General features: G+C 62.2%; 28 protein-coding genes. 17 read left to right on the forward strand and 11 right to left on the reverse strand.

The window, feature by feature from the left end; genetic code table 11:
- Positions 1–116 precede the first annotated feature (116 nt).
- Genes GJ700_RS27260 through GJ700_RS27270 form a run of 3 tightly spaced genes read left to right on the forward strand, consistent with a single transcriptional unit; the run spans position 117 to position 2118 of the window.
- Positions 117–836 carry a glutathione S-transferase family protein gene (locus GJ700_RS27260; RefSeq protein ID WP_154379950.1) on the forward strand — a complete coding sequence of 240 codons (720 nt, stop codon included), beginning with the start codon at positions 117–119 and terminating at the stop codon, positions 834–836.
- Positions 837–882: 46 nt separating this feature from the next.
- Entirely contained in the window at positions 883–1662 is a 780-nt protein-coding gene (locus tag GJ700_RS27265; protein ID WP_154379952.1) for a 5'-3' exonuclease, read from the forward strand.
- A gap of 24 nt (positions 1663–1686) precedes the next feature.
- Positions 1687–2118 carry an ANTAR domain-containing protein gene (locus GJ700_RS27270; RefSeq protein ID WP_154379954.1) on the forward strand — a complete coding sequence of 144 codons (432 nt, stop codon included), beginning with the start codon at positions 1687–1689 and terminating at the stop codon, positions 2116–2118.
- 2 nt (positions 2119–2120) lie between these two features.
- On the opposite strand, the gene mnmA is transcribed toward GJ700_RS27270, so the two are convergent.
- Positions 2121–3233 (reverse strand): tRNA 2-thiouridine(34) synthase MnmA, encoded by a 1113-nt coding sequence (gene mnmA / locus GJ700_RS27275; protein WP_154379956.1) that lies wholly within the window; start codon positions 3231–3233, stop codon positions 2121–2123.
- Positions 3234–3276: 43 nt separating this feature from the next.
- Positions 3277–3756 (reverse strand): NUDIX hydrolase, encoded by a 480-nt coding sequence (locus GJ700_RS27280; RefSeq protein WP_154380059.1) that lies wholly within the window; start codon positions 3754–3756, stop codon positions 3277–3279.
- A gap of 344 nt (positions 3757–4100) precedes the next feature.
- Here GJ700_RS27280 and GJ700_RS27285 point away from each other — a divergent pair, with 344 nt between their 5' ends.
- From GJ700_RS27285 to GJ700_RS27295, 3 genes are read left to right on the forward strand one after another with little or no spacing between them, the layout of a single operon-like run.
- Positions 4101–5213, forward strand: a complete 1113-nt coding sequence (locus tag GJ700_RS27285; RefSeq protein WP_154379958.1) for a Re/Si-specific NAD(P)(+) transhydrogenase subunit alpha — start codon at positions 4101–4103, stop codon at positions 5211–5213.
- A gap of 11 nt (positions 5214–5224) precedes the next feature.
- A complete protein-coding gene (locus GJ700_RS27290; RefSeq protein ID WP_154379960.1) occupies positions 5225–5527 on the forward strand; it encodes an NAD(P) transhydrogenase subunit alpha part 2 in 303 nt (100 codons plus the stop codon).
- Complete coding sequence (locus tag GJ700_RS27295) at positions 5524–6990, forward strand: NAD(P)(+) transhydrogenase (Re/Si-specific) subunit beta (RefSeq protein ID WP_154379962.1); 1467 nt, start codon at positions 5524–5526, stop codon at positions 6988–6990. The genes GJ700_RS27290 and GJ700_RS27295 overlap by 4 nt, the downstream gene beginning before the upstream one ends.
- Before the next feature lie 42 nt (positions 6991–7032).
- Here GJ700_RS27295 and GJ700_RS27300 read toward each other — a convergent pair whose 3' ends face one another.
- From GJ700_RS27300 to GJ700_RS27320, 5 genes are all read right to left on the reverse strand, one after another.
- Positions 7033–7932 (reverse strand): TIGR02285 family protein, encoded by a 900-nt coding sequence (locus GJ700_RS27300; RefSeq protein WP_154379963.1) that lies wholly within the window; start codon positions 7930–7932, stop codon positions 7033–7035.
- Between the two features lie 74 nt (positions 7933–8006).
- Complete coding sequence (locus GJ700_RS27305) at positions 8007–9173, reverse strand: FAD-dependent monooxygenase (protein ID WP_154379965.1); 1167 nt, start codon at positions 9171–9173, stop codon at positions 8007–8009.
- The gene (gene pepP, locus GJ700_RS27310) at positions 9170–10510 is read right to left on the reverse strand and encodes a Xaa-Pro aminopeptidase (protein ID WP_154379967.1); all 1341 of its coding nucleotides are present in this window, start codon (positions 10508–10510) and stop codon (positions 9170–9172) included. Before pepP ends, GJ700_RS27305 begins: the two co-directional genes overlap by 4 nt.
- Positions 10507–11214, reverse strand: a complete 708-nt coding sequence (murU, locus tag GJ700_RS27315) for an N-acetylmuramate alpha-1-phosphate uridylyltransferase MurU (RefSeq protein ID WP_154379969.1) — start codon at positions 11212–11214, stop codon at positions 10507–10509. The genes pepP and murU overlap by 4 nt, the downstream gene beginning before the upstream one ends.
- Positions 11215–11223: 9 nt before the next feature.
- On the reverse strand, positions 11224–12270 hold the full coding sequence (locus GJ700_RS27320; protein WP_154379971.1) for an aminoglycoside phosphotransferase family protein: 1047 nt from the start codon (positions 12268–12270) through the stop codon (positions 11224–11226).
- Positions 12271–12366: 96 nt separating this feature from the next.
- Here GJ700_RS27320 and GJ700_RS27325 point away from each other — a divergent pair, with 96 nt between their 5' ends.
- From GJ700_RS27325 to rsmA, 4 genes are read left to right on the forward strand one after another with little or no spacing between them, the layout of a single operon-like run.
- The gene (locus tag GJ700_RS27325; RefSeq protein ID WP_154379973.1) at positions 12367–14640 is read left to right on the forward strand and encodes an LPS-assembly protein LptD; all 2274 of its coding nucleotides are present in this window, start codon (positions 12367–12369) and stop codon (positions 14638–14640) included.
- Positions 14641–14652: 12 nt separating this feature from the next.
- Entirely contained in the window at positions 14653–16080 is a 1428-nt protein-coding gene (locus GJ700_RS27330) for a peptidylprolyl isomerase (protein WP_229507278.1), read from the forward strand.
- 18 nt (positions 16081–16098) lie between these two features.
- The gene (pdxA, locus tag GJ700_RS27335) at positions 16099–17169 is read left to right on the forward strand and encodes a 4-hydroxythreonine-4-phosphate dehydrogenase PdxA (protein ID WP_154379975.1); all 1071 of its coding nucleotides are present in this window, start codon (positions 16099–16101) and stop codon (positions 17167–17169) included.
- Positions 17170–17179: 10 nt separating this feature from the next.
- The gene (rsmA, locus tag GJ700_RS27340; protein ID WP_154379977.1) at positions 17180–17968 is read left to right on the forward strand and encodes a 16S rRNA (adenine(1518)-N(6)/adenine(1519)-N(6))-dimethyltransferase RsmA; all 789 of its coding nucleotides are present in this window, start codon (positions 17180–17182) and stop codon (positions 17966–17968) included.
- Positions 17969–18191: 223 nt separating this feature from the next.
- Here rsmA and GJ700_RS27345 read toward each other — a convergent pair whose 3' ends face one another.
- From GJ700_RS27345 to GJ700_RS27355, 3 genes are all read right to left on the reverse strand, one after another.
- The gene (locus GJ700_RS27345; protein ID WP_154379979.1) at positions 18192–18791 is read right to left on the reverse strand and encodes a hypothetical protein; all 600 of its coding nucleotides are present in this window, start codon (positions 18789–18791) and stop codon (positions 18192–18194) included.
- 14 nt (positions 18792–18805) lie between these two features.
- Entirely contained in the window at positions 18806–19381 is a 576-nt protein-coding gene (locus tag GJ700_RS27350; protein WP_154379981.1) for a hypothetical protein, read from the reverse strand.
- 119 nt (positions 19382–19500) lie between these two features.
- Entirely contained in the window at positions 19501–20916 is a 1416-nt protein-coding gene (locus GJ700_RS27355) for a metallophosphoesterase family protein (protein WP_229507279.1), read from the reverse strand.
- Positions 20917–20998: 82 nt separating this feature from the next.
- On the opposite strand from GJ700_RS27355, the gene GJ700_RS27360 reads away from it, so the two are divergent.
- Positions 20999–21709: an HAD family hydrolase gene (locus GJ700_RS27360; RefSeq protein WP_154379985.1), complete on the forward strand. Its 711-nt coding sequence runs from the start codon at positions 20999–21001 to the stop codon at positions 21707–21709.
- Between the two features lie 111 nt (positions 21710–21820).
- Complete coding sequence (hrcA, locus tag GJ700_RS27365) at positions 21821–22837, forward strand: heat-inducible transcriptional repressor HrcA (protein WP_154379987.1); 1017 nt, start codon at positions 21821–21823, stop codon at positions 22835–22837.
- A 47-nt stretch (positions 22838–22884) separates the two neighbouring features.
- Here the strand turns inward: hrcA and fur are convergent, their stop codons facing one another.
- Positions 22885–23316, reverse strand: a complete 432-nt coding sequence (gene fur / locus GJ700_RS27370) for a ferric iron uptake transcriptional regulator (RefSeq protein ID WP_154379989.1) — start codon at positions 23314–23316, stop codon at positions 22885–22887.
- Between the two features lie 111 nt (positions 23317–23427).
- Between fur and GJ700_RS27375 the strand changes: the two genes are divergently transcribed.
- The 5 genes from GJ700_RS27375 to GJ700_RS27395 are packed head-to-tail and all read left to right on the forward strand — an operon-like array spanning position 23428 to position 26296.
- Positions 23428–24033: an outer membrane protein assembly factor BamE gene (locus GJ700_RS27375; protein ID WP_229507280.1), complete on the forward strand. Its 606-nt coding sequence runs from the start codon at positions 23428–23430 to the stop codon at positions 24031–24033.
- Positions 24034–24040: 7 nt separating this feature from the next.
- On the forward strand, positions 24041–24847 hold the full coding sequence (gene dapB / locus GJ700_RS27380; protein WP_154379993.1) for a 4-hydroxy-tetrahydrodipicolinate reductase: 807 nt from the start codon (positions 24041–24043) through the stop codon (positions 24845–24847).
- 2 nt (positions 24848–24849) lie between these two features.
- Positions 24850–25545: a MotA/TolQ/ExbB proton channel family protein gene (locus GJ700_RS27385; protein WP_154379995.1), complete on the forward strand. Its 696-nt coding sequence runs from the start codon at positions 24850–24852 to the stop codon at positions 25543–25545.
- Positions 25546–25547: 2 nt separating this feature from the next.
- On the forward strand, positions 25548–25970 hold the full coding sequence (locus tag GJ700_RS27390) for an ExbD/TolR family protein (RefSeq protein ID WP_154379997.1): 423 nt from the start codon (positions 25548–25550) through the stop codon (positions 25968–25970).
- Positions 25970–26296 (forward strand): barstar family protein, encoded by a 327-nt coding sequence (locus GJ700_RS27395; RefSeq protein ID WP_154379999.1) that lies wholly within the window; start codon positions 25970–25972, stop codon positions 26294–26296. The genes GJ700_RS27390 and GJ700_RS27395 overlap by 1 nt, the downstream gene beginning before the upstream one ends.
- Positions 26297–26375: the final 79 nt, after the last annotated feature.

A 26375-nucleotide genomic window follows, 5' to 3' on the forward strand; every position in this document is an offset into this window, starting at 1 on the left:
ATTATTATCATTTGCATTGATATTCAGGATCACGTGCGCCTGATGGCTACGGAACGTTGCCGGAAATGCTAAGCTGGCGGATTGCGGCGCACGGCCGTGCTTTTTTAGGGATTGCCATGATCGTTGTCCATCACCTCAATAACTCCCGCTCGCAGCGCGTGCTGTGGCTGCTGGAGGAACTGGGCTTGAAGTATGAAATCGTGCGTTACCAGCGCGACGCGAAAACCATGCTGGCGCCACCGTCGCTGCGCGCGATCCACCCGCTGGGCAAGTCGCCCGTCATCACCGACGGCGACGTGACGGTGGCGGAATCCGGCGCCATCATCGAATACCTGGTCGAGCGCTATGGCAATGGCCGCCTGGTGCCCGCCGCCGGCACGCCGGACAAGCTGCGCTGGCGTTACTTCATGCACTATGCGGAAGGGTCGCTGATGACGCCGCTGCTGATGAAACTGGTGTTCGACCGCGTGGCGTCGGCGCCCGCGCCATTCTTTGTGAAGCCGATCGCCAAGGCGATTGCGCATAAAGTCAAAAGCACGTACATCCAGCCGCAGATCGAATCGCACCTGGATTACCTGGAAGGGGAACTGGGCAAGGCGCCCTGGTTTTCCGGCGCGGAATTCGGTGCGGCCGACGTGCAAATGAGTTTTCCGCTGGAAGCGGCGGCCGCGCGCGGGGGATTGTCGAGCGTGGCCGGCCGGTCCGCCGGAGGCGCGGCGGGCGGCGTGGGCAGCAGCCGCCATCCGAAGCTGATGGCGTTCCTGGAGCGCATCCATGCGCGGCCCGCGTACCAGAAGGCGCTGGAGGCGGGCGGGCCGTACGAACTATTAAAGTAAGCCCTACGGTTACAATACCGTATCGGCAACACTTGTATTTTTCATTATGGCCAGACTCCTCGCCATCGACGGCCTGAACATCGTGCGCCGCGTGTATGAAGCCAGTCCCGAGCCGGATTCGGACTTGAAGGCGGATATCGCGCTGCGCCACGCGCTGTCATCGTTCCGCCACCTGATTACCGGCCATGAACCGACCCACGTGCTGCCGGCCTTTGATTTCGGCGGCCGCACGTGGCGCCACGACTTGTATGAAGGCTACCGCGAGGGCCGCGCACCGATGCCGGACCCGCTGCGCGCCGCCTTGCCCGGCTTTTATGACTCGCTGGCGAAAATCGGCTTGCAGCCCGTATCGCTGCCCGGCGTGGAAGCGGACGACGTGATCGGCACGGCCGTCATGCGCTGGCTGCAGGAAGGCCGGGGCGATGCCGTGGTGGCCAGCACCGACAAGGATTTGCATTGCCTGATCGCGCACGGCGCGCTGGTGTGGGACCACTTCAAGGGCGAGTGGCACGATTCCGCGTGGGTGGAAAACAAGTGGGGCGTTCCGCCCGAACAGTTGCCGGATTTGCTGGCGCTGATGGGCGACGCCACCGACAGCATTCCCGGCGTGTCGCGGGTGGGGCAAAAAACCGCGGCAAGGCTGTTGCGTACATACGGCACATTGGATGCGATTATGGCAGGGGCTGGTATATTGAAAGATACTCTGGGCGAAACCTTACGAAAAGAGCGGGAGATGTTGTATCTTTCCCGCCAATTGGTGCAACTGAAGACCGATGTCAAAGTCGGCGTCAGCTGGAACATGCTGGCCTGGCACCATCATCCATAACAACGCATAAACAATGGGGACAAGATGTTAAAGGCGGTCATTATCGATTCCAGTGCGGTGGCGCGCGGCTTGCTCAATACCGTACTGATGGATGGCAGCTATGACGTGGTGGGACAGGGGCACACGGGCGCCAGCGCGATTGCGCTGATGGTGAAGCACAACCCGCAAATCGTCTGCATTGCGCGCGACGTGGTGGACGCCGATGAAGCGTCGATTGCCGAATTGCGCAAGGGCTGGCCGAAAGCCATGCTGTTCATGGTCTCCAGCGAATTCGACGCGCCCACCGTGCAAAAGGCGCATGCGATGGGCTTTATCGGCTTCATAGTCAAGCCGTTCAACGGCGGAACCGTGTTGAAAACCATCCGCAGCACGATTATCGCGACCGTCAAACGCCAGCAAAAGGCGCAGGCGGAAGCCGCCGGCGGCGCCGAGCCGCAGGCCGGCGCTGCGGATTAACGTTACGCCGGCGTGGCGATCCCGTCGATAATCCCGCCGCCCAGGCATACGTCGCCGTCATACAGCACCGCCGACTGGCCCGGCGTCACCGCCCACTGCGCATCCGGGAACGCCAGCGAGAAATTCAGCAAGCCGTCGGCCGCCACGTCGCACGGCACGTCCGCCTGGCGGTAGCGGGTCTTGGCCGACAGGCGGCCCGCGGCCGGCGGTTCGCCCGCCACCCAGCTGGCCTGGCCCGCCTGCAAGCCCGGCGACAGCAGCCATGGATGGTCGTGGCCCTGCACCACCCACAAGGTATTGGTGGCGACATCCTTGCGCGCCACATACCACGCGTCGCTGCTGCCGTCCGCTTTCTGGTACGACTTGACGCCGCCAATGCCGATGCCCTTGCGCTGGCCCAGCGTGTAGAACGACAGGCCGATGTGTTCGCCCACGACTTTGCCGTCCGGGGTTTTCATCGGGCCCGGCTTGTGCGACAGGTAGCGGTTCAGGAATTCGCGGAACGGGCGCTCGCCGATAAAGCAGATACCGGTGGAATCTTTCTTGGCGGCATTCGGCAACTGTAATTGTTCGGCAATCTTGCGCACCTCGGTTTTCGGGATTTCACCGAGCGGGAACAGGGTTTTCGACAATTGCGCCTGGTTCAGACGGTGCAGGAAATAACTTTGATCCTTGGTATGGTCGAGCGCTTTCAGCAGCTCGAACTTGCCTGACACGTCATTCTGGCGCACCCGCGCATAGTGCCCGGTGGCAATCAAATCCGCGCCCAGGTGCATCGCGTGGTCGAGAAACGCCTTGAACTTGATTTCAGCGTTGCACAGCACATCCGGGTTCGGCGTGCGGCCGGCCTGGTATTCGCGCAGGAATTCCGCGAACACGCGGTCCTTGTATTCCGCCGCGAAGTTGACGGCTTCGATGTCCACGCCCACCACGTCGGCCACGCTGGCCGCGTCGATCCAGTCCTGGCGGGTGGAGCAGTATTCCGAATCGTCGTCGTCTTCCCAGTTTTTCATGAACAGGCCGATGACTTCATAGCCTTGTTCTTTCAGCAGCCATGCCGAGACCGAGGAATCGACCCCGCCAGACATCCCGATCACGACTCGTTTCTTACTCATAGTACTAATTCCAGTTAATTACACGTAAATTACGGTATCGGCGTTAAATGTCGCCATACACCGACGCATGCGTGTGCAGCAGTTCGAGCGGCGCGCGCTTCCCCGCCAAATATTCATCAATGCACGTCAACAGCAGCGGGCTGCGGTGGCGTTCCGGGCAGGCGGCGATTTCTTCGCGCGTCAGCCACATGGTGCGCAAGATGCCCGCGTCGAGCGGGCGGTCCAGCTTGGCGCCCACTTCGCCGCAAAAGGCAAAGCGCAAATACGTCACGGCTTCGCCCGTGCGGGCCGAGCGGTAGCGCGACATGTACATACCGACCAGTCCGGTCGGCTTGAATTCATAGGCTGTTTCTTCCAGCGCTTCGCGCACCACCGCCTGTTCCAGCGATTCGTGCGGGTCCAGGTGGCCGGCCGGCTGGTTCAGCCGGATGCCATCGCTGGTTTCTTCTTCAATCAGCAAAAACTTGCCATCTTGTTCAATGATGGCGGCAACAGTGACAGAGGGTTTCCAGGTGCGCGGCATAGGGTCGTCCATGAAAGAGCCGCCATTTTATCTTGTTCCGCGAAGGAACCTCGGAAAAGCTGCGGATTTCCGATGCGCTTCGAGATATCGTCGTAACGGACGACGAACAGTGTCGAAATTACATGTATCTTCGATTAAAACCGGTTAATTGCACGACGTGAGATATTGCTCTCACGCTATGAAACATGCGGTTGGTCATGCGCGACAGAATATGGTTATTGCTCTCTAAAAAGGGATAACTTTCGCAAAATTCATGTTATGGTCTTAGCAGAACGTCATACTTTTGCAACTTTTCCCATCCATAATTTTTATAATTTTCATATTCGACATTACCGGAGGTAGTTATGAGGATAGGCATACCGGCCGAAACAAGGCCGGGTGAAACGCGGGTAGCGGCAACGCCCGAAACGGTGAAGAAGCTTGCGGCAAAGCACCAACTGCTGGTGCAGTCTGGCGCGGGCCTTCAGGCATCGATTACTGATGAGGCGTACGCGGCAGCGGGCGCCACCATTGTGTCGGCGCAGGAAGCGTTTGGCGCGGACATCGTGCTGAAGGTGCGTGCACCGAACGACGCGGAACGGGCGCAAATCAAGTCCGGCACCGTCGTCGTCGGCATGCTGAACCCGTTCGACGCGGACAACACGGGCTTGATGGCGCAGGCAGGCATCACGGCCTTTGCGCTGGAAGCCGCGCCCCGCATCACCCGTGCGCAATCGATGGACGTGCTGTCGTCGCAGGCCAACATTGCCGGCTACAAAGCCGTCATGATGGCGGCCAACACGTACCAGCGCTTCATGCCGATGCTGATGACGGCGGCGGGCACCGTGAAAGCGGCCCGCGTGCTGATCATGGGTGTCGGCGTGGCCGGCTTGCAAGCGATTGCGACCGCGAAACGCCTGGGCGCCGTGATTGAAGCGTCCGACGTGCGTCCGCCCGTGAAAGAGCAGGTGGAATCGCTGGGCGCGAAATTCATCGACGTGCCTTACCTGACCGATGAGGAAAAGGAAATCGCGCAAGGCGTGGGCGGCTATGCCCGTCCGATGCCGCCGGAGTGGATGAAGCGCCAGGCCGAACTGGTGCACGAGCGCGCCAAGCTGGCCGACATCATCATCACCACCGCGCTGATCCCGGGCCGCAAGGCGCCGGTCCTGATTTCCGAAGAGACCGTGAAAGCCATGAAACCGGGTTCCGTGATTGTCGACCTGGCGGCCGAGCAGGGCGGTAACTGCCCGCTGACGGAAGCGGGCAAGACGGTGACCAAATACGGCGTGCACATCATTGGCGAGCCAAACCTGGCGTGCCTGGTGGCGGCCGATGCGTCCGCGCTGTATGCGCGCAACGTGCTCGACTTCCTGAAACTGGTATTCGACAAGGAAGATAAGCTGGTCATCGACCGTGAAGACGAAATCATCAAAGCCACCTTGATCGCCATGGGCGGTGAAGTGCTGCGCAAATAAGGGGAAGCGACATGGAAGTCAGTCACACCATCATCAATCTCATCATCTTTGTGCTGGCCATCTACGTGGGTTACCACGTGGTGTGGACCGTGACGCCGGCGCTGCACACGCCGCTGATGGCCGTTACCAACGCGATTTCCGCCATCATCATCGTGGGCGCCATGCTGGCGGCCGCGCTGACGCAGGGCAAGGTCGGCCAGATCGCGGGCACGGTTGCCGTGGCGCTGGCGGCCGTCAACGTGTTTGGCGGATTCCTCGTCACGCAGCGCATGCTGGAAATGTTCAAGAAAAAAGATAAAGGGGCCAAAGCATGAGCTTCATCAGCTGGAACCTCGTAACCCTGCTGTACCTGGTGGCATCGGTTTGCTTCATCCAGGCACTGAAAGGCTTGTCGTCGCCCGCCTCCGCCCGCCAGGGTAATGCCTTCGGCATGGTGGGCATGGCTATCGCCGTGGTCACCACGCTGGCGCTGATCCTGAAGTTGCAGGCCGAAGCGCAAGCCTCCACCGGCGGCATGGGCTTCGGCCTGGTGGCGCTGGGCGTCCTGGTTGGCGGCGGCATCGGCGCCACGCTGGCCAAGAAAGTCGAAATGACGAAGATGCCGGAACTGGTGGCGGCAATGCACTCGCTGATCGGTTTGGCGGCGGTGTGTATCGCGGTGGCTGCCGTGTCGGAACCGCAAGCGTTCGGCATTGCCGGTATCGGTGAAGCGCTGCCGATGGGTAACCGTATCGAACTGTTCATCGGTACCTTCGTGGGCGCCATCACGTTCTCCGGTTCCGTGATCGCTTTCGGCAAGCTGGCCGGCAAGTACAAGTTCCGCCTGTTCCAGGGCGCGCCAGTGGTGTTCTCGGGCCAGCACATGCTGAACCTGGTGCTGGCGACCGTGATGGTGGGCCTGGGCCTGGTGTTCGTGTTCGCCGGCGGCACCGAGCCGGCATGGACCCCGTTCCTGATCATGACGGCGATCGCCTTCGTGCTGGGCGTGCTGATCATCATCCCGATCGGCGGCGCCGACATGCCGGTCGTGGTATCGATGCTGAACTCGTACTCGGGCTGGGCGGCTGCCGGTATCGGCTTCTCGCTGAATAACTCGATGCTGATCATTGCCGGTTCGCTGGTGGGCTCCTCGGGCGCGATCCTGTCGTACATCATGTGCAAGGCGATGAACCGTTCGTTCTTCAACGTGATCCTGGGCGGCTTCGGCGGCGATGCGGCAGCGGCAACGGCTAGCGGCGGCGCACAGGCGGCCCGTCCGGTGAAATCCGGTTCGGCCGACGACGCGTCGTTCATCATGGCCAATGCGGAATCCGTGATCATCGTTCCAGGCTATGGCCTCGCGGTGGCCCGTGCGCAGCACTCGCTGAAAGAACTGGTGGAAAAGCTGACGCACAAAGGCGTCAACGTGCGCTACGCGATCCACCCGGTGGCGGGCCGTATGCCTGGCCACATGAACGTGCTGCTGGCGGAAGCGGAAGTGCCGTACGACCAGGTGTTCGAGATGGAAGACATCAACGGCGAATTCGGCCAGACCGACGTGGTGCTGGTGCTGGGCGCGAACGACGTGGTGAACCCTGCCGCCAAGGATCCGAAGTCGCCGATCGCCGGCATGCCGATCCTGGAAGCGTACAAGGCCAAGTCCATCATCGTGAACAAGCGCTCGATGGCGTCCGGCTACGCGGGCCTGGACAATGACCTGTTCTACCAGGCCAACACCATGATGGTGTTTGGCGATGCGAAGAAAGTCATTGAGGATATGGTGAAGGCGGTCGATTAAGACCGGGTTTCCTTCCCTGAACGGGTCCTGCGGGACCCGTTTTTATTTGTACTCTCCGGCAGGCGCCGGCATGGCGCGCTGCCGCGCGAATTCCGCGAATTGCGCCGCATAGCGCTGTTTCGCTGCTTCCGTATGCCACGCGTTTTGCGCCTGCAACAGCGTGTCCGCCCCTTCCTTCGTTCCGACGATCCGGTCGATCCTGGTGATGACAGCGCGGCCCCAGTCCGTGCGGGGACACGCCACGCCGGTGGTCACCAGCGCAGTATTGCCGGCAATGGGGAGGGTTTGCAGCGCCGCCAGTTCACTGTGGCGCGACCATTCATAGCTGAACGTGAAGTCGTAATCGATGGTGTAATCGACGCGGTCGGCGGCGATCATCTGGAAGATCTTCTGGCCGTAATTGCCGACCGACGTCGTCGCCGGCTTCGACTGCTGCGGACTGCGCGCGATCAGGCCGTCGATCATGGCGCCATAACTGCGCTTTTCCACCAGCAAGCCGCGCAGCTTGCGGCTGGCCAGCAGCGCGGGAAAATCCACTTCACCGGCCGCATTGCGCGGCACTGCCGCCAGCGCCGCATGGCGCACGATCAGGCTGGGCGGTGCGATGACGTTGGTGTTGGTGAAATACGCGACCTGTTCCCGCTCCTTCGTCCGCAGCGCGGCGGCATAGCAGACCTTGTCGCCTTGCTCCAGCATTTGCCAGGTGCGCTTGGCGTTGGCGTAAATGAAGCGGTGTTCCGCGTCCGGCCACTTCGACACGATGTAGCGCACCACGCGGTCCGCCACGCCGTTGCCGGGCTGGCCATTGTCGGGAATCGATGCGGGCGGGAAGTCCGGCATGACCCAGACCATGGTTTCCGCAGCGGCCACGCGGGATTGGCCGGCCGCCAGTATGGCAGCCAGCGGTCCCAGGTATTGAAACAGGCGGTGCGGTGATGTCATGCGGTTCTGCTCCGTTGCAGGGTCTGTGTCTACGGTAGCATTTCGCAAGCCATGACTCAAGGGCTGCGCCCGGGCTACCGCCGTCCGTACATCATCAATTCCGCCAGCACGCTGCGTGCCGGGCTCACCAGGTCGATGGCGGCCAGCGATGCACCCAGCACCGCCTGCAGCGGCGAGCTGTTGGCAAACAGTGTGGCCATCGCATCGGTCAGGTGCACCGTCGTCGTGCGGTCCTTTTCACGCTGGCCGTGGAATTGCGCCAGGTTGAATGGATTGGCCCCTTGCGCCAGCAGGCGCGCCAGCACGGTGGCGTCGCGCAGGCCCAGGTTCAAGCCTTGCCCGGCCACCGGGTGCAGGGTTTGCGCGGCATTGCCGATGGCGGCGATGCGCGCCGTGCCTTGCGCACCGGCGTTCAGGCCCAGCGGGAACGCCACGCGGCGCGACGTGTGCGTGAACGTGCCCAGGCGCGAACCGAAGGCATTGCCGAGGCGCTGCAGGAATTCGGCATCGTCCAGCGCCATCAATTCCTCGCTGGTGCGCGGCGTGGCGCACCATACCAGCGCGTATTCGTCGTCCTGTGGCAGCAAGGCCAGCGGGCCTTCATCCGTGAAGCGTTCATAGGCGCGGTGCGCGACGGGGCGGCTGGCGCGTACTTGCGCAATGACGGCGGTCTGGCCGTAATCGCGCAGCATGGATTTCACGGTTTGTTCGCCAAACAGACCGCCTTCGGCCTGCACCACGATGGCGGCCGTGATCGTGCGGCCGGCCTGTACGCCGGAACTTCCGGCCGCCTCTTCCTCCAGATCCAGCGCCACATGGTCATCCGCTTCGCGCAGCGATGTCACCAGCGCGGGGCGTAGCGCGGCAATGCCGAGGCGTTCGCAGGCGCCGCCCAGTTCCGCCACGAGCGCGCCATAGCGCGTCACGTAGCCCAGCGCGGGCAGATTGTGCTCGCCGCTGGTGATCATGCTGCGGCCGAACTGGCCACGGCGCGAAACGTGAATCTCATTGATGGCGGTCGCCGGGATGGGCCAGCAGCCGATGTCTTCAAGAATCTGGCGGCTGCCATAGGACAGCGCCAGCGAACGGGGATCGTTGCCCGCCTGCTGCAACGTGCGGGCATCGATCAGCGCGATGCGGAAAGCGGCCACGCCGCGTTTGACCAGCAGCGCCGCCAGCGCCATGCCGGCAGGGCCCGCGCCGCAGATGGCGATATCGTAATCGGTAACCAGATCAGTCATGCCGCCATTGCCTGTTCAATTTCTTCGACGGTCTTCGGTGCGCCGGCGCTGAGGATGCTGTAGCCATCGTTCGTCACCAGCACATCGTCTTCGATGCGGATGCCGATGTTCCAGAACTGCTCCGGCACGTCGTCGCCGGGACGGACGTAGATGCCAGGTTCCACTGTCAGCACCATGCCGGGACGCAGCGGGCGCGATGGCTTGCCTGGCGTGTGCACGTCGCGGTACTGGCCCACGTCGTGCACGTCCATGCCCAGCCAGTGGCCCGTGCCATGCATGTAGAAGCGCGTGTACGCCTTGGTGGCGATGATTTCGTCGGCCGTGCCGTGCCGGCCCTGGTCCAGCAACCCCAGGTCCAGCATGCCCTGCACCAGCACGCGGACGGCCGCATCGTGCACCGACTGGTATGGCTGGCCGGGACGGATCGCTTCCAACGCCGCCGCCTGCGCCGCCAGCACCAGTTCATACAAGGCGCGTTGCGGCGCAGTAAAGCGGCCATTGGCGGGGTAGGTGCGCGTGATGTCGGACGCGTAGCCATCCAGTTCGCAGCCCGCATCGATCAGCACCAGGTCGCCGTCCTTGATTTCATCGTTGTTGGCGATGTAGTGCAGCACGCAGGCGTTGGCGCCCGCCGCCACGATCGATGTATAGGCGGGCGATTGCGCGCCGTTGCGGCGGAATTCATGCAGCAATTCCGCTTCGATTTCATATTCGCGCATGCCGGGCCGGGTGGCGCGAATGGCGCGGGCGTGCGCCTGCGCGGAAATCGCGGCGGCGCGGCGCATGGTGGCGATTTCCGTCTCGTCTTTCACGAGGCGCATTTCATCGACCAGCGGCAGCAGGTTGTGGGCCGTGTCCGGCGCCGTGACGCCGCTGCGCGACTGGGCGCGCACGGCGTCGAGCCACCGCTTCATTTGCATGTCGGTTTTGCGGTCGCGGCACAGCGCGTAATACACGGCGGGCGCATCGGCCAGCAGCCTGGCCATTTCCCCATCGAGCGCGGCAATGGCGTGCGCGGCGTCAAAGGCGAACGTGCTGCGCGCCGCCTCGGGACCGTACCGGAAGCCGTCCCAGATTTCGCGTTCCATATTTTTTTCGCGGCAAAACAGCAGCGACTGCGCGGGCTGGTCGCCGTTTGCGGCAACCAATACCACGACGGCTTCCGGCTCGGGAAAACCCGTCAGGTAAAAGAAATGGCTGTCGTGGCGGTACGGGTAATCACTGTCGGCATTGCGCGCGACTTCGGGCGCAGTGGCCAGCACTGCCACGGAACCCGGTTCCATTTGCTCCAGCAGGCGAACGCGCCGTGCGGCGTATGCCGCCGGATTGAAGGTCATTGCGGCTTGCCCCCATTCAGGTCGTCCAATTGCTGCACGGTGCCGACATTGACCCATTCGCCTTCATACAGTTCGCCGCCGACCTGGCCCAGTTCCACGTAGTGGCGCAGCAGCTTGCCCAGGCTGGCCTTGGTGCCAGGTTCGATCCCGTCGAACATTTCCGGACGATAGACGCCGATATTGCCGAAGTTCCACAGCGTGTCGCCGGTATTCGCCAGCGTGTACATGTTCAGCGCGAAGTCGCCCTTGGTGTTGTGCCACGGATTCGGCGTCAGGTACAGCCACGCCACGTCGCGCTTGTCCTTCGGGTACGGGTTGCCCCACATGTCCTTGTCGTGCAGGACATCCTTGACTTGTTCGAAGTCGAAATACGGGCAATAGATATCGCCGGAAATCGCGAGGAAAGGTTCGTCGCCCAGCAGGTCGCGCGCATAGGCGATGCCGCCCGCGGTTTCCAGTGCTTCCGCTTCGCGCGAATACTGAATTTTCGCGCCGAACTGGCTGCCGTCGCCCAGCGCTTCTTCGATCATGTGGCCCAGGTGGGCGTGGTTGATGACGATGTCCGTGATGCCGGCGCGCACCAGGTTCAGGATGTGCCAGACGATCAGCGGACGGCCCCGTACTTTCAGCAGGGGCTTGGGAATCGTATCCGTCAGTGGACGCATGCGTTCGCCGCGGCCCGCAGCGAAGATCATTGCTTTCATTGCTGGTCCTTAGAACGTGTAGCCGACCTGGGCTTGCTTGTTTTCCAGCGTATCGAGCAACTTCACCAGCGGACGCAAGTCCTTGTAGCGGTTGGCGGTCTTGCGCACGTATTCCATCACGGTCGGCAAATCGCCCAGGTAATTGGACTTGCCGTCGCGGTAGTTCAGGCGGCAGAACAGGCCGAGGATCTTGATGTGACGCTGCAAGCCCATGTACTCCATGTCCTTGTAGAACGAATCGATATCCTTGTGTACCGGCAGGCCTTCCGCCTTGGCTTGCTGCCAGTAGCGGATCGCCCAGTCCAGCACCAGTTCTTCATCCCACTGGATGTACGCATCGCGCAGCAGCGACGCCACGTCGTACGTGATCGGGCCGTAGACGGCATCCTGGAAATCCAGAATACCTGGATTCTTTTTATCGTCCATCCACATCAGGTTGCGCGAGTGGTAATCGCGGTGCATGTAGACCTGTTGCTGGGCCAGGCAATTGGCCAGGATGGCGTCGAACACCTTTTGCAGTTCGGCGCTTTGCGCGTCCGTCAGCTTGGCGCCCAGGTGTTTTTCAATGTACCACTCGGGGAACAGGTTCATTTCGCGCAGCATGAAGGCGCGGTCGAATTCCGGCAGCACGCCCGGCTGGCTGGCTTTCTGGATCTTGATCAGTGCACCCAGCGCTTCCGCGTACAGGGTGGCGGCGTTGTCATGGTCCAGGACTTGCAGGTAAGTGCTTACTCCGAGATCGGACATCAGCACGAAACCCTGCGCCAGGTCTTGCGCCACGATGACGGGCACGGTGACGCCGGCTTCCTGCAGCAGCTGGTCGACCTTCAGGAAGGCGGCCGTGTTTTCCCGTTCGGGCGGCGCGTCCATGACGATCAGGGTCGCGCCATGCTGTTGCTGGTGCTGCGGCAAGACATCGACGCGGAAATAGCGGCGGAAGCTGGCATCGGCGGAAGCTGGGCGGGCGCTGGCCGCATCGACCAGGGCGAGGGACGCCAGCCACTCCTGAACCAAAGTGAAACGGGCGTCGTGTGATGAATTAGGTAATAAAGACATGAAACAAAGTCTGACAAAAGCAGTCGAAGTCGGAGATTCCCATATAATAAGGGATTCATCTTAAAAAATCGCCAGTGTTACGATCCACATTCATTCATGAGCCGGTTTAAAGCCCCACCCAACGCGCACCGCTGGGCGTTCGCCTTCACCGCGCTTGTTACCGCAACGACCAGTCACGCCCAAACTCCGCCCAAACAACGCCCCCAGCACGTGACGGACAAGGATGCGCCCACCATCGTGCAGGCGGAAGACATCACGGGCCGTCCGGACCGTGAACTGAACCTGGACCGCAACGTCGAACTGGTACGCGACAAGACCCGCGTGACGGCCGATATCGCCTGCTTCCGCCAGGTGGAAGACGAGGTCGAAGCCAAGGGCAACGTGCGGATCTGGCGCTATGGCGACTATTACACGGGCGATGAAGTCAAACTGAACCTGGAGTCGGGCAAGGGTTACATGCTGAACCCGACGTACCAGCTGGAATTGAACCATGCGCAGGGCAAAGCCAACCGCGTCAACTTCATCAATGAAGACGAAGCAGTGGTGGTCGACGGTACCTACAGCACGTGCCAGGGCCCGAACCCGGACTGGTACCTGAAGTCGTCGACCCTGAACCTCGATTCGGGGCGCGACGTCGGCGTGGCCGGCAAGACCGTCGTGTATTTCAAGGGCGTTCCGCTGATCGGCACCCCCGCGCTGTCATTCTCGCTGTCCGGCGCGCGCCGCTCCGGCTGGCTGCCGCCGATTCCCGGTTTCGGCTCCAAGGGCCGCGCCGAGCTGACGGTGCCGTACTACTTCAATATCGCGCCGAACCGCGACCTGACGCTGTTCCCCCGCCTGATTGCGCGGCGCGGTTTCCAGCTGGGCGCGCACGGCCGCTATATCGGCGAAACGGACGCCGGCAGCTACGCGGGCGACACGTTCATCGAATACCTGCCGAACGACAGCCAGGCGCACAAAGACCGGTGGATGATCACCACCAACCATACGCAGGCGATCGCGAAGGACTGGTCGTTTGGCTGGAACATGCGCGCCGCGTCGGATAACAATTACCCGAACGACTTTTCCAAGACCGTGTCCGGCAGTGCCGAGCGCCAGTTGCTGCGCGAGTTGCGCAGCGATTACCGGGGCGAATACTGGAGCCTGTCGGCGCGCGTGCAAAAGTACCAGGTGCTGCAAGACCCGGCGTCCGCCACCGATCCGTCGCTGTTCGTCACGCGTCCGTATGACCGCCTGCCGGCCATCAATTTCCATGCGGCGCGCTATGACGTGGGCGGCTTCGACTGGGCGGTGGACAGTGAACTGACCAGCTTCTGGCACCCGACGGCTATCCGCGGCAACCGCTTCGTGGCGATCCCGCAGATCAGCTACCCGATCATCGGCCCCAGCTTCTTCATCACGCCGAAAATCCAGCTGCACGCCAGCGCGTACCAGCTCGATGCGCACACCGAAGGCACGACGTATACGGCGGGGCATTCGCTGACGCGCGCGGTGCCGACCGTGTCGCTCGATTCCGGCCTGGTGTTCGAGCGCGATACCACGATGTTCGGCCGCGCCGCCACGCAAACGCTGGAGCCGCGCCTGTTTTACGTGAAGACGCCGTACCGCGACCAGAAAGATTTCCCGAACTTCGACACCGCGGTGTCGACGTTCAACTTCTCGCAGATCTTCAGTGAAAACCGCTTCGTCGGTTCGGACCGTATCGGCGACGCCAACCAGGTGACGGCCGCCATCGTGTCGCGCTTCCTGGAAGAGAGTGGCGCCGAGCGCCTGCGCCTGGCGTTCGGCCAGCGCTTTTATTTCTCCGACCAGCGCGTGCAGCTGGACGCCAGCACGCCGACCAAGGATGCCAAGTCCGACATGCTGCTGGCCGCCCAGGGCCGCATTTCCGAAACGTGGGGCGTGGACAGCGCAGTGCAGTACAATCCGTCCGACAAGCACGTGGTCAGCTCGAACCATGCGCTGAACTACATGCCGGGCCCGAAAAAAGTGCTGAACCTGGGCTACCGCTACCTGCGCGACACGTTCAACAACACCACCGGCGTGCGCAACAACGATGGCTTCCGCAACGTCGATGTGTCGAGCCAGTGGCCGCTGTCGATGCGCTGGTTCGGCGTCGGCCGCATCAGCTATTCGCTGAAAGACAAGAAAATCCTCGAAAGCCTGATTGGTCTCGAGTACAACGGCGATTGCTGGGTCTTCCGCATGGGCGCGCAGCGCTTCGTGACGACGGCCAAGCAAGCGTCGACCCCGATCTTTTTCCAGCTGGAGCTGAACGGCTTGTCCAAGTTCGGCGTCGGCAATCCACTGGAGGCGCTGCGCAACAGCATCCCCGGTTACCAGCGCCTGAACGAAGGCAACCGCCATTAATCCACGAACCACATGAGCGTCACTTTTATGCGTAATGCCCGTATGCACCAATTGAAGATCGCAGCCCTGCTGTGCGCACTCGCCGCCGGCGCTTCCGGGGAAGCACTGGCCCAGGCTACCGATAAACCGGCCGCTGCGCCAGCGGCGCAAAGCAAAGGTTTCACGCCGCCCGTGCCGGTCGGCCAGACCAACAATGCGCCGATCGACTCGATCGCCGTGGTGGTCAATGACGACGTCATCACGCGCAACGAATTGACGGAGCGTGTGCGGACCGTGGTGCAGCGCATGAAAGCGCAAAACGTGCAGCTGCCGTCGGAAGCCGACTTGCAGCGCCAGATCCTCGAACGCATGATCGTCGAGCGCGCGCAGGGGCAGCTGGCCAAGGAAATGGGCGTGCGCGTCGACGACACGCAACTGGACCGCACCATCAGCCGCATCGCTGAGCAGCAAAAGATGACGGTGCAGCAAATGCGCAATCAGCTGGAAAAGGAAGGCACGACGTTTGCCGCGTTCCGCGAAGAGATCCGCGAAGAAATCGTCATGACGCGCCTGCGCGAACATGAAGTGGATGCGAAGATCAATATTTCCGAAGCTGAAGTCGATGCCCACATCGCGGCGGAAAAAGCGGCGGCGGCCGAACAGTTCGAATTGAATATTTCGCAGATCCTGGTGCGCATCCCGGAAAACGCTTCGCCGGAAGTCATCGCGCAGCGCAAGGCGCGCGCCGATGAAGTGATGCGCCAGCTGCGCGTGGGCGCGGACTTCGCGAAAATGGCGGCCACGTATTCGGACGCGTCCGATGCGCTGAAGGGCGGCGAAGTGGGATGGCGTACGCCGGACCGCCTGCCGCCGGTGTTCGCGGAAGCGCTGTCCAAGCTGAAGCCGGGCCAGACCACGGCCGTGATGAAGAGCGTGTCCGGCTTCCACATCATCAAGCTGGTCGACAAGCGCAGCGTGGCCGAAGCGCAGGCCGCCGCTTCCGTGCAGCAGACGCACGCGCGCCACATCCTGATCAAGGTGACGCCGGCCGTGTCGGCGGCGGACGCCAAGCGCAAGCTGACGGAATTGAAAGAGCGCCTGGACAACAAGGCGGCCAAGTTTGAAGAACTGGCGCGCCTGTTCTCCAACGATGGTTCGGCCGGCAAGGGCGGTGACCTGGGCTGGCTGTATCCGGGCGATACGGTGCCGGAATTCGAAGCGGCGATGAATGGCCTGAAGCTGGGCGAAGTGTCGCAGCCGGTGGAAACCAGCTTCGGCTTCCACCTGATCGAAGTGATGGAGCGCAAGACGGAAGACGTGTCCAAGGAAAAGGCTCGCAATGCCGCCCGCAATGCGATCCGCGAGCGCAAGCTGGAAGAAGCGACCGAAGACTGGCAACGGCAAGTGCGTGACCGCGCCTACGTCGAATACCGCGCGGAAGACTTGAAAGAAACGAAATAAACAGGGAGGGAACGTTCCATGAGCGCCCAATTGAATAACCGGCGCCGTGGAGCGCGCCCTGCGATTGCCGTCACCTGTGGCGAACCGGCCGGCATCGGCCCGGAAATCGCCATCCGCGCAGCGTGGGCGCTGCGCGACAAAGTCCATTGTGTGCTGCTGGGCGACGCCGCCTTCCTGGCCATGACGGCGGCCGATATCGACCCGGACATCCGCATTTCGTCGCTGTCGATGATGGCCGTGCGTAATGCCGGCGTGCCGCATTTCGGGCCGGACCGCATCACCGTCATCGACATCCCCGTGTCCGCGCACGTCAAGCCCGGCATCCTGGACAAGGAAAACGGCCGCGCCGTGCTGGCCACACTGGATGCCGCCATCGAAGGCATACAGGCCGGCTGGTTTGAAGCGGTGGCCACGGCGCCGCTGCAAAAGAGCACCATCAACGACGCCGGCGTGCCATTCTCCGGCCACACGGAATACTTTGCCGACAAGACCGGCACCAAACAGGTGGTGATGATGCTGGCGGGCCAGCCCTTCGCCCCGGACGACGCGCCGCCGTTGCGTGTTGCGCTGGCCACCACGCACCTGCCATTGAAGGACGTGGCGGACGCGCTGACGCAAGAAGGACTGGGCCGGATCCTCGACATCGTCGCCCATGATTTGAAGACCAAATTCGGCATCGCCGCGCCCCGCATCCTGGTGGCGGGCCTGAACCCCCACGCGGGCGAAAACGGTTACCTGGGCCGCGAAGATCTCGACGTGGTGGGCCCGGCGATTGCGGCCGCGCAGGCGCGCGGGATTGCCGCCACGGGACCGTATCCGGCCGATACGCTGTTCCAGCACAAGTACCTGAAAGATGCGGACTGCGTGCTGGCCATGTACCACGACCAGGGCTTGCCGGTGCTGAAGTACGCCACGTTTGGACGGGGCGTCAACATCACCTTGGGCTTGCCATTGATCCGCACGTCCGTCGACCATGGCACCGCGCTGGACCTCGCTGCGCGGGGCCTGGGCCATGCCGATTGCGGCAGCATGATCGAAGCCATCACCACGGCCGTCAGCATGGCGGACGCCATGCTGAACAACCAATGAAAACCGGAATATGAAACACATCGCACGCAAACGCTTCGGCCAAAACTTCCTGCAGGACGACCAGGTCCTTGGCAGCATCATTGATTCGATCAATCCGCAGCCCGGCGACGCCATGGTGGAAATCGGCCCGGGCCTGGCCGCGATGACGGATTTGCTGCTGCGCTCCGTCAAGCACATGCACGTGGTGGAACTGGACCGCGACCTGGTGGCGCGGCTGGAAAAGCAGTATCCGCGCGAGCGCCTGACGGTCCATTCGTGCGATGCGCTGAAGTTCGATTTCGGGTCGATTCCTGTGCCTGGCGCCAATGAGGGACAAAAGCTGCGCGTGGTGGGCAACCTGCCGTACAACATTTCCAGCCCGCTGCTATTCCATCTGGCGGACTATGCGCCGCAGGTGCAGGACCAGCATTTCATGCTGCAAAAGGAAGTGGTGGAGCGCATGGTGGCGGAACCGGGCAGCAAGACCTATGGCCGCCTGTCCGTCATGCTGCAATGGCGTTATCACATGTCGCTGCTGTTTATCGTGCCGCCGGAAGCGTTTGACCCGCCGCCGAAAGTCGATTCGGCCATCGTGCGCATGATCCCCGTCGCCAACCCGCTGCCGTGCGATCAGGAGACGCTGGAAGCCGTGGTGCAAAAAGCGTTTTCGCAGCGTCGCAAGGTGATCCGCAATTGCCTGTCCGGCATGTTCACCGAAGAACAGATCATCGCAGCAGGCGTGACACCCACCGACCGCCCGGAAACCGTGCCGCTGGAAGGCTACGTGGCGCTGGCCAACCTGCTGAAGCAGCCTTCATAAAATAGTTCCTGGCTATCGCTTGCCTATCGAACGATAGTGCAAAAGGGGCCAGGCCCCAATTTCTAGGCCCCAATTTCTATGAATAAAAAAAAGCCCGCTACGGGAGCGGGCTGAATCCATTTCTTTGTGAAGAAGTGGAGGAGACGGTTCTATTATGCTGCAGTGCAGAATAGATGGCCAATTTATTTTGGCCATACCAACCATACTCTTCCTGAATATCCGGTCAGTTATTTGTGCAAGTGACAACGATATTGTTGCGCGGCGCTTCACCCATTACGTCGGTGCCATTGGCAACCGTGCAAGTCTGGCCGGCTGGCTGCTTCAGCACGGTAATGCCATACACGGTGCCGTCCGGAACGGCGGTCGGCATCGTGAAGTCGGTTTTGGCCTGCGTGACCGTCAGTTTGTCGGTGCCGTTGACCAGTTCCAGCGTGTCGCTGCCCAGGCCGGTGACGATACCGCCGACCGTCCAGGCGTTCTGCGTGCACAGCAGCGTCGCCGAAATGGTGGCCGTGCGGCCAGCCGTGCCGGAAGCACCACCAGCGAATGCGCAGGTCATGTGGCGCGGCTGCGCCGATACCGTCATCGCGTATTCCGTACCGTATGAAATCGCGTTCGCGAATTTGAACGTGGTCGCGCCCACCGGCACGGACAGGCGCTGGTCGCCATTGGCCAGCACCAGGCCGGCATTGGCCAGCGGCTTGGGGGCGCCCAGGGTGTCCACCAGGACGCCGGACAGGTCAAACGACGCCTTGCCGCCGCAGGCGCCCAGCGCCAGCAGCAGGGCCAGCGCAGCTGCGGTGCGCACAGGGATTGCTTTCATGGGATGGTCTACTTTCAAATGCAATTGATGATGACGTCGTTCTTATCGCCGATCGGCATGGTGCCGGTACCGTTTTGCACGGTGCAGGTCTGGCCGGCAGGCTGCGACAGCACGGTGACGCCATAAGTCAGTTTGTTCGGCACGGTTTTGCCGAAGGTGAACGTGGTGGCGCCGGCAGGCACGGCGACGGTAATCGGACCGTTGGCCAGCACCAGGCCGGCGGCCTTCAGGCCGTTGACGGTGCCGCTCAGCGTGTAATTATCCGTAGTGCAGGTGATGATGGTCTGCGTGTACGAATAATAGTTGGCGCGGCCCTTGTTGTTCGACGGCGTGCAAACCTGGCCTTCCGGGTTGGTTTTCACGAGGATTTCAAATTCGGAATCGTTGGCCACCAGGTCGGTGAACGTGAACGTGGTGGCCGAATCGGCAACGGTGAAGTCCTTGCCCTTGTTGGTCAGGACCAGGCCGGCGCGGTTCAGGCCCGAGATGCTGCCGCTGAGGGGAATGCTGCCGCCGCTGCCGCCACCGCATGCCGCCAGCGTGGTTGCGCACAGCGCGAGGGCGGCGCAACGCATAGTCAAACTCTTCATCAAACTCTCCAAAACAAAGGCCGGAAGGCCGGGGTGTGGCGGCATCGCGGCGCACACAAACGGCGCCTATTCTAGTGCATCCACAAGATTGAACTTGTAACAGCTTGTGACCAAACCGGCTATTTTACCTGCGCCACGTCGCACACGGAGCGCTTGCCGCTGATCTTGCAGCGGTTTTTTATCTGGCCATGGCGGTCGAACACCGTCACGTCCCAGTCGCCGGGGCCGGTGCGCTCCAGTCCCATGAAGCCGAAACCGTCGATCCACGTGCTGAAATGCTCCACCGCGACGCCGGGCGCCGGCAAGGCTTCCGGCGGCAGCGCGGCCGGCAGCGGCACCGTGTCTTCCGCGGAACCGGAAAAACCGGCCACGAACTGGCTCGGGTGGCCGCTGGAAAAACTCAGTTGTTCCCACAGGTGCGCGTGGCCGGACACCATGGCCTGGACCTTGTCCGGCAGCAGGCGCGGATTCACGGAACCGAAACTTTGCTGCAAGCCCAGGTCGCCCTTGTGCCATTCATAGGCGCCATTCTTCAGTTCCGCGCCCACGCCCAGGATCGGGTGGTGCGTCAGGCCGATATTCCACGCCGCTTGCTGCGACAGCGCTTCCAGCTTGCGGTACGTGTCGCGGTATTTTTCATAGCCGACGGCGCCGGGCTTGTAGCCTTTCCACGTGGTGGCGGCCGTATCGATCACCAGCAATTGCGCATCGCCGCCCAGCGGCACCGCGTAGGGATCGCTGTAATCGCCATTGGTATCGTTGACGGCGGCATTGCAGTCGCGGCCCGGCAGCAGCGGACGGGGATCAAGCAAACGCCACCAGCCCTGGCCGGCCCGATCGCAGCTTTCATGGTTGCCCCGCACGGCCACCCATGGCGCCGCCTTCAGCAGCGGCGCGGCGGGCTGGAAGAGGTCGGCGTTCCACGCATCCCAGCCATAGCCCCACGGGCTGCCCGCGCAGCCGGCATTGCCTTCCGGGCATGCGTTTTCGCGGTAGTGGTAATCGCCCACGTGCACCACCAGATCCGGTTTCCATGCCGCGGCAGCCGCCGCGACCGTGGCAAACGGGAACAACTGCGGGTCGTTACATTCCTGGAAATCGTTGTCTTTCTTTTTCAGCCGGCAGCCGGTATCGCCCAGCACGGCAATGCGCTGCGGCGCGGCGCGCGGCACGGGCAGCGCTTGCCCGTCCACGCTGGCCGATGCGGCGCCCGCAGGCAGCGCGGCTTCGCATGTCAGCAGCGGGAAGGCCGACGGCTTGCTGTCCTCCGGCTTCGATCCGGTGGGCCGCAGCGCCAGCGTCGCGGGCAGCGCGCGCACGGCCATGGCCAGTGGTGTGCCATCGGCCGTCAGCGCCGGGCAACTGGCGGCGGCCGTGACGACGCGGGCAATCGCAGCACCCTGTTCACCGATGACGACATAGGCAATCATGTCGGGATGGGACGCTGGCTGCGTGGCGCAGGCGCCCAGCAGCGCCAGCGGAACCAGTGGCAGCAGCGAAAACGTCAGGGATCGGAACGGGCGGGGCGAAGACAAAGGCGGCTCCATATGGGCAATCCGCTAATTTACCATGGCCGGCCGTGAATACTGCGGTAGCCGGGCATGCGACAATATCCGGATGAATCCAGCACACCCCATCAAAGCCATCCTGTTCGACCTGGACGATACGCTGTGGCCGATCGCGCCCGTGATTGCGCAGGCGGAAGTCACCTTGCATGCGTGGCTGGCCGACCATGCACCGAAAGTCGCCCAGCAGTTTTCCATCGAGACCCTGCGCGCGCGCCGCATGGCGCTGCTGGCGCAGCAGCCGCACCTGCATTTCAACCTGGCGCAAGTGCGCCGCCTGGGGCTGGAGGCGGCGTTTGCCGAAGCGGGGGAAGATGCGGCGCACATCGAAGGCGCCATGCGCCACTTCCTGGCGGCCCGCAATGCCGTGACGCCGTATGACGACGTGCTGCCCGGCATATTGAAACTCAAAGACCGGCTGATGCTGGGTACCGTCACCAATGGCAATGCGGACCTTGAAGTCGTGGGACTGGCGCACCATTTCAAGGTATCGCTGGCCGCCTGCGATTTCGGCACCGCCAAGCCGGACCCGGCGATTTTTCATGCCGCGTGCGACGCGTTGGGCGTTGCCCCGCAGGAAGCCGTGTATGTGGGCGATGATTTGAAGTTCGATGTGGATGGGGCGCAAAAAGCAGGCTTGCGCGCCGTGTGGATGAACCGGACCGGCAGCACCGCCCACGTGGAACTGGGCATCGCGCCGGATGCGGTATGCGCCACGCTGGATGAATTGCTGGCGTGGCTGGAAGCGCAACTGGCGCAATGATTGTCCCCATGCGCTGTGCCTGCGTGCATAATAGGTGCATTACGCGCATGGATGCGTAAGTAGGCAATAAGCAGTCAATGAGCAGTCAACGTTCAGAAGTCATTAAGAAACATGCAACTCGATACCCGTGCACAAACCCTGCTGAAAGCGCTGGTGGAACGCTATATCGCTGACGGCCAACCGGTCGGCTCGCGCGCTCTGTCGAAAATTTCAGGGCTGGAATTGTCTCCTGCCACCATCCGCAACATCATGGCCGACCTCGAAGAGATGGGCTATGTGGCCAGCCCGCACACGTCGGCCGGACGGATTCCCACGCCGCGCGGCTACCGCATCTTTGTCGATACCTTGCTGACGGTGCAGCACATCGATGAGAGTTCCGTGGAGGCGCGCATGCGCCTGCAACACCAGCAACCGCAAAAACTCATCGCCAACGCGGCGCAAATGCTGTCGTCGCTGTCGCAATTTGCCGGCGTGGTGATGACGCCGCGCCATGAATCCGTGTTCCAGCAAATCGAATTCCTGCGGCTGGGTGAAAAGCGCATCCTGCTGGTGATCGTCAGCCCCGGCGGCGACGTGCAAAACCGCCTGCTGCTGACGGACGTGGATTACACGCCGGCCCAGCTGATCCAGTCGGCCAATTACATCAACCAGCATTTCAGCGGCCTCGCGTTCGACGACGTGCGCGCCCGCCTGCAAGGCGAACTGCGCCAGCTGCAAAGCGATATGGGCCGCCTGATGCAGGCGGCGGTGGAAGCGGGCAGCGAAGCCATGGCCGAGAGCGCGGAAGACATGGTGATTGCCGGCGAACGCAACCTGCTGTCGGTCAGCGACCTGTCGTCGAACATGACGTCGCTGCGCCAGATGTTCGACATGTTCGAGCAAAAGACGGGGCTGATGCAATTGCTCGACGTGTCGAGCAAGGCGTCCGGCGTGCAGATTTTCATCGGCGGCGAATCGAACCTGGTCCCCATGGATGAAATGAGCGTGGTGACGGCGCCGTATGAAGCCAACGGCAAGATCGTCGGTACGCTGGGGGTGATCGGCCCGACACGCATGGCGTATGAGCGGGTGATCCCGATTGTCGACATCACGGCCAAGCTGCTGTCGAACGCGCTCAGCAATAATTAAGACGAAAAAAAACCGGGCAGCGCCCGGTTTGTTTATGGCGCCTGCCATCAATGCTGGCGGTGCGGGCAATCCTTCTTGGTGCAATTGCCGTAAATCGCCAGCGCGTGCTCGGCGATGTGGAAGCCGCGTTCCTGGGCGATCAAATGCTGGCGTTTTTCGATTTCTTCGTCGACGAACTCTTCCACGCGGCCGCAATCGAGGCAAACCAGGTGGTCGTGATGGGTGCCGGCGTTCAATTCGAAGATGGCCTTGCCGGATTCGAAATGGTTACGGTGCAGCAGGCCGGCTTGCTCGAACTGGGTCAGGACACGGTAGACGGTTGCCAGGCCCACGTCCATATTGTCAGCCAGTAAAATCTTGTAGACATCTTCCGCCGTCAGGTGGCGCACCGGGCTGTTCTGGAAAATATCGAGGATCTTCAGACGCGGCAGGGTCGCTTTCAGGCCGCTTGCCTTCAGGTCTGCAGGATTGTTACTCATGTTTCTTACTCGGTTGGATGACAAAGTGCTTTATCATATAGTGTTTTGGCACTTATGCTCAAATGAATTGAGGTCCTTATGCGCGTCACCCAGGCTTTATCGCAGTCCCTGTTGCAACGTTTGAAACGCCGTGCGCCCGTCGTCACAGGCATGATTTGTGTCGCTTTCGCCGTCGGTGGCTGCGCGTCCACCAACAAGCTGGGCGCGGCTGACAGCAAGGAAGAATCGACCGTGGTCGCCAGCCAGGGCGCGCAGGTGCGGACCATCAGCCAGCTGCAAAAGTTCATGTGGTTCTTTTCCCCGTACCGCCCGAGCATCCAGCAAGGTAACTTCATTTCCGAGGAAATGGTGCAGCAACTCAAAGTCGGCATGACGCGCGACCAGGTACGCTTTGTCCTGGGCACGCCGCTGATGATGGACATCTTCCACGCCGACCGCTGGGACTACCCGTTCCGTTTGGCGCGTGGCAATGGCGAAGTGATCGAAAGCGCCGTCGTGGTTTATTTCAAGAATGGCACGGTGGAGCGTTTCGAAGGCGGTAACCTGCCGACCGAGAAGGAATACATCGCCCTGATCGCCAATCCCGCCAAAAGCGCGAAAGAAGTGTTGAGGGAACAAAGGACGGCTTTGCCAGCGTCAGGCGCGCCATTGCCGGCCGGGACGGACTCTTCGCCGGCGCAGCCGGTGGACGTCACGCCGAAGATCGAAAAGAAATAAGGACATCATGAGTCAGTTGAATATCGCAATTGCAGGGGCAGGCGGCCGCATGGGCCGCATGCTGATCGAAGCCGTGCAAGCCGCACCGGACATGCGCCTGGCCGGCGCCCTGGACGTGCCGGGCGCGCCCGGCATCGGCGCAGACGCTGCCGCTTTCCTGGGCACGCCGGCCGGCGTGACGATCGAATCGGACCTGGCCAAAGGCCTGGCCAACGCCAAGTTCCTGATTGATTTCACGCGCCCGGGAGGCACGCTGGAACACGTGAAATATTGCGCCGAGCACGGCATCAAAGTCATCATCGGCACCACCGGTTTCGATGACGCGGGCAAGGCCGTGATTGCCGAAGCCGCCAAGAAAACCGCCATCATGTTCGCCCCGAACATGAGCGTGGGCGTGAACGTCACCATGAAATTGCTGGAAATCGCCGCGAAATTCATGGCGACCGGCTACGACATCGAAATCATCGAAGCGCACCACCGCCACAAGGTCGATGCACCGTCCGGCACCGCACTGAAGATGGGCGAAGTGATTGCCGAGGCCATCGGCCGCGACCTGAAAGAGTGCGCCGTGTATGCGCGCGAAGGCGTGACCGGTCCGCGCGATCCATCGTCGATCGGCTTTGCCACCGTGCGCGGCGGCGACATCATCGGCGACCACACGGTGCTGTTTGCCGGCGATGGCGAGCGTATCGAGATCAGCCACAAGTCCAGCAGCCGCGTCTCGTATGCGCACGGCTCGCTGCGCGCTGCGCGCTTCCTGGCCGACAAGAGCACGGGCCTGTACGACATGTACGACGTGCTGAACCTGAAGTAACAATGGATACGGGCCTGGTCGAAAATCATTTCAGCCTGGCGCGCTACTGGGCGCAGGGCGATGCCCTGAGCCACGCGGTGGCGTACATCCTGCTGGCGATGTCGCTGGTGAGCTGGTATTTCATCCTGTCCAAGGCATTGATGAGCTGGCGCGTGCGCCGTTCGTCCGGGGCGGTGGAATCCTTCTGGTCCGCCCCGAACATCGCCGATGGTGTGGTGGCGCTGGCCGCCGTCGACGCCGAGCAGATTTATGTCGGCCTGGCGCGCCAGGGCGAAGCGCAAATGGCGGTCGGCACGCGCCACACGCTGGCCGGTGAAATGGGGTATGGCGAACAGGTGACGCGCGTGCTGCGCGGCGCCATCCACCGTTCCACCATGAAGCTGGAAAGCGGCCTGACTTTGCTGGCATCGATTGGCGCCACGGCGCCATTCGTCGGCTTGCTGGGCACGGTATGGGGTATTTATCACGCGCTGGGCGCCGTGTCGTCCGGCGGCGCGGTGCAAATCGATAAGGTTGCCGGTCCCGTGGGCGAAGCGCTGGTGATGACGGGGATCGGCCTGATGGTGGCGATTCCCGCCGTGCTGGCCTTCAATGGTTTTAACCGGATCAACCGGTTGACCCTGTCCGAGCTCGACGCGTTCGCCTACGATTTGCACGCTTACCTGACGACGGGCGACCGCGCCCACCTGAAAGGCTGAACATGGCGTTCGGTGCATTCAATCACCACCGGCAAAAAGAATCGATGTCGGACATCAACGTCACGCCCATGGTGGACGTGATGCTGGTGCTGCTGGTGATTTTCATCCTCGGCGCGCCCGCATTCACGGGCGCCGTGAAGCTGGAGTTGCCGCAGGCGGAAGCGCAGGCGGCGCAACAGCCGGCCGCCACCGTGACGGTGGCGATCGACGCCGCTGGCAGCCTGTACTGGAATAACGAAGCAGTGACGATGCCGGTGCTGGAACAGCGCCTGAAGGAAGCCGCCAACATGGCGCCGCAGCCGGAATTGCAGCTGCGCGCCGACAAGGATACCCGCTACGAAACGGTCGCCCAGGTGATGGCGGCGGCGCAGGCGCGCGGCCTGGAAAAGATGGGCTTCGTCACCGACCCAAAGGAAAAAAAATAATGGCTACCGCAGAATTGAACGGTGCGGCAATCACCGATTTCACCACCTTCCACAACGAATGCCGCGCCGCCTTCGGCTTCCCCGACACGTACGGCGGCACGATGGATGCGTGGGTCGATTGCCTGTCGTACCTGCGCGATGAAGACGGCATGACGAAGTTCCGCCTGAAGCCGAATGAAGTGTTGGAAATCGTCATCACCAATGCCGCCGCGATGCAGGCGGCGGCGCCGGACATCGTCGAGGAAGTGGCTTACTGCATTGGCGGCATCAATGAGCGCTATGAAGATTATGGCGAGAAGCCGGCGCTGAAACTCACGCTGCGCTGAATCACGCGATCCGCGGCGTTGCGCTGCCGCCGAACGGTGCCCGGTACCGCAGGTGCCTGGCACCACACCACTGCCGCTA

The sequence above is a fragment of the Pseudoduganella rivuli genome (assembly GCF_009674485.1).
Classification (GTDB): domain Bacteria; phylum Pseudomonadota; class Gammaproteobacteria; order Burkholderiales; family Burkholderiaceae_D; genus Rugamonas; species Rugamonas rivuli_B.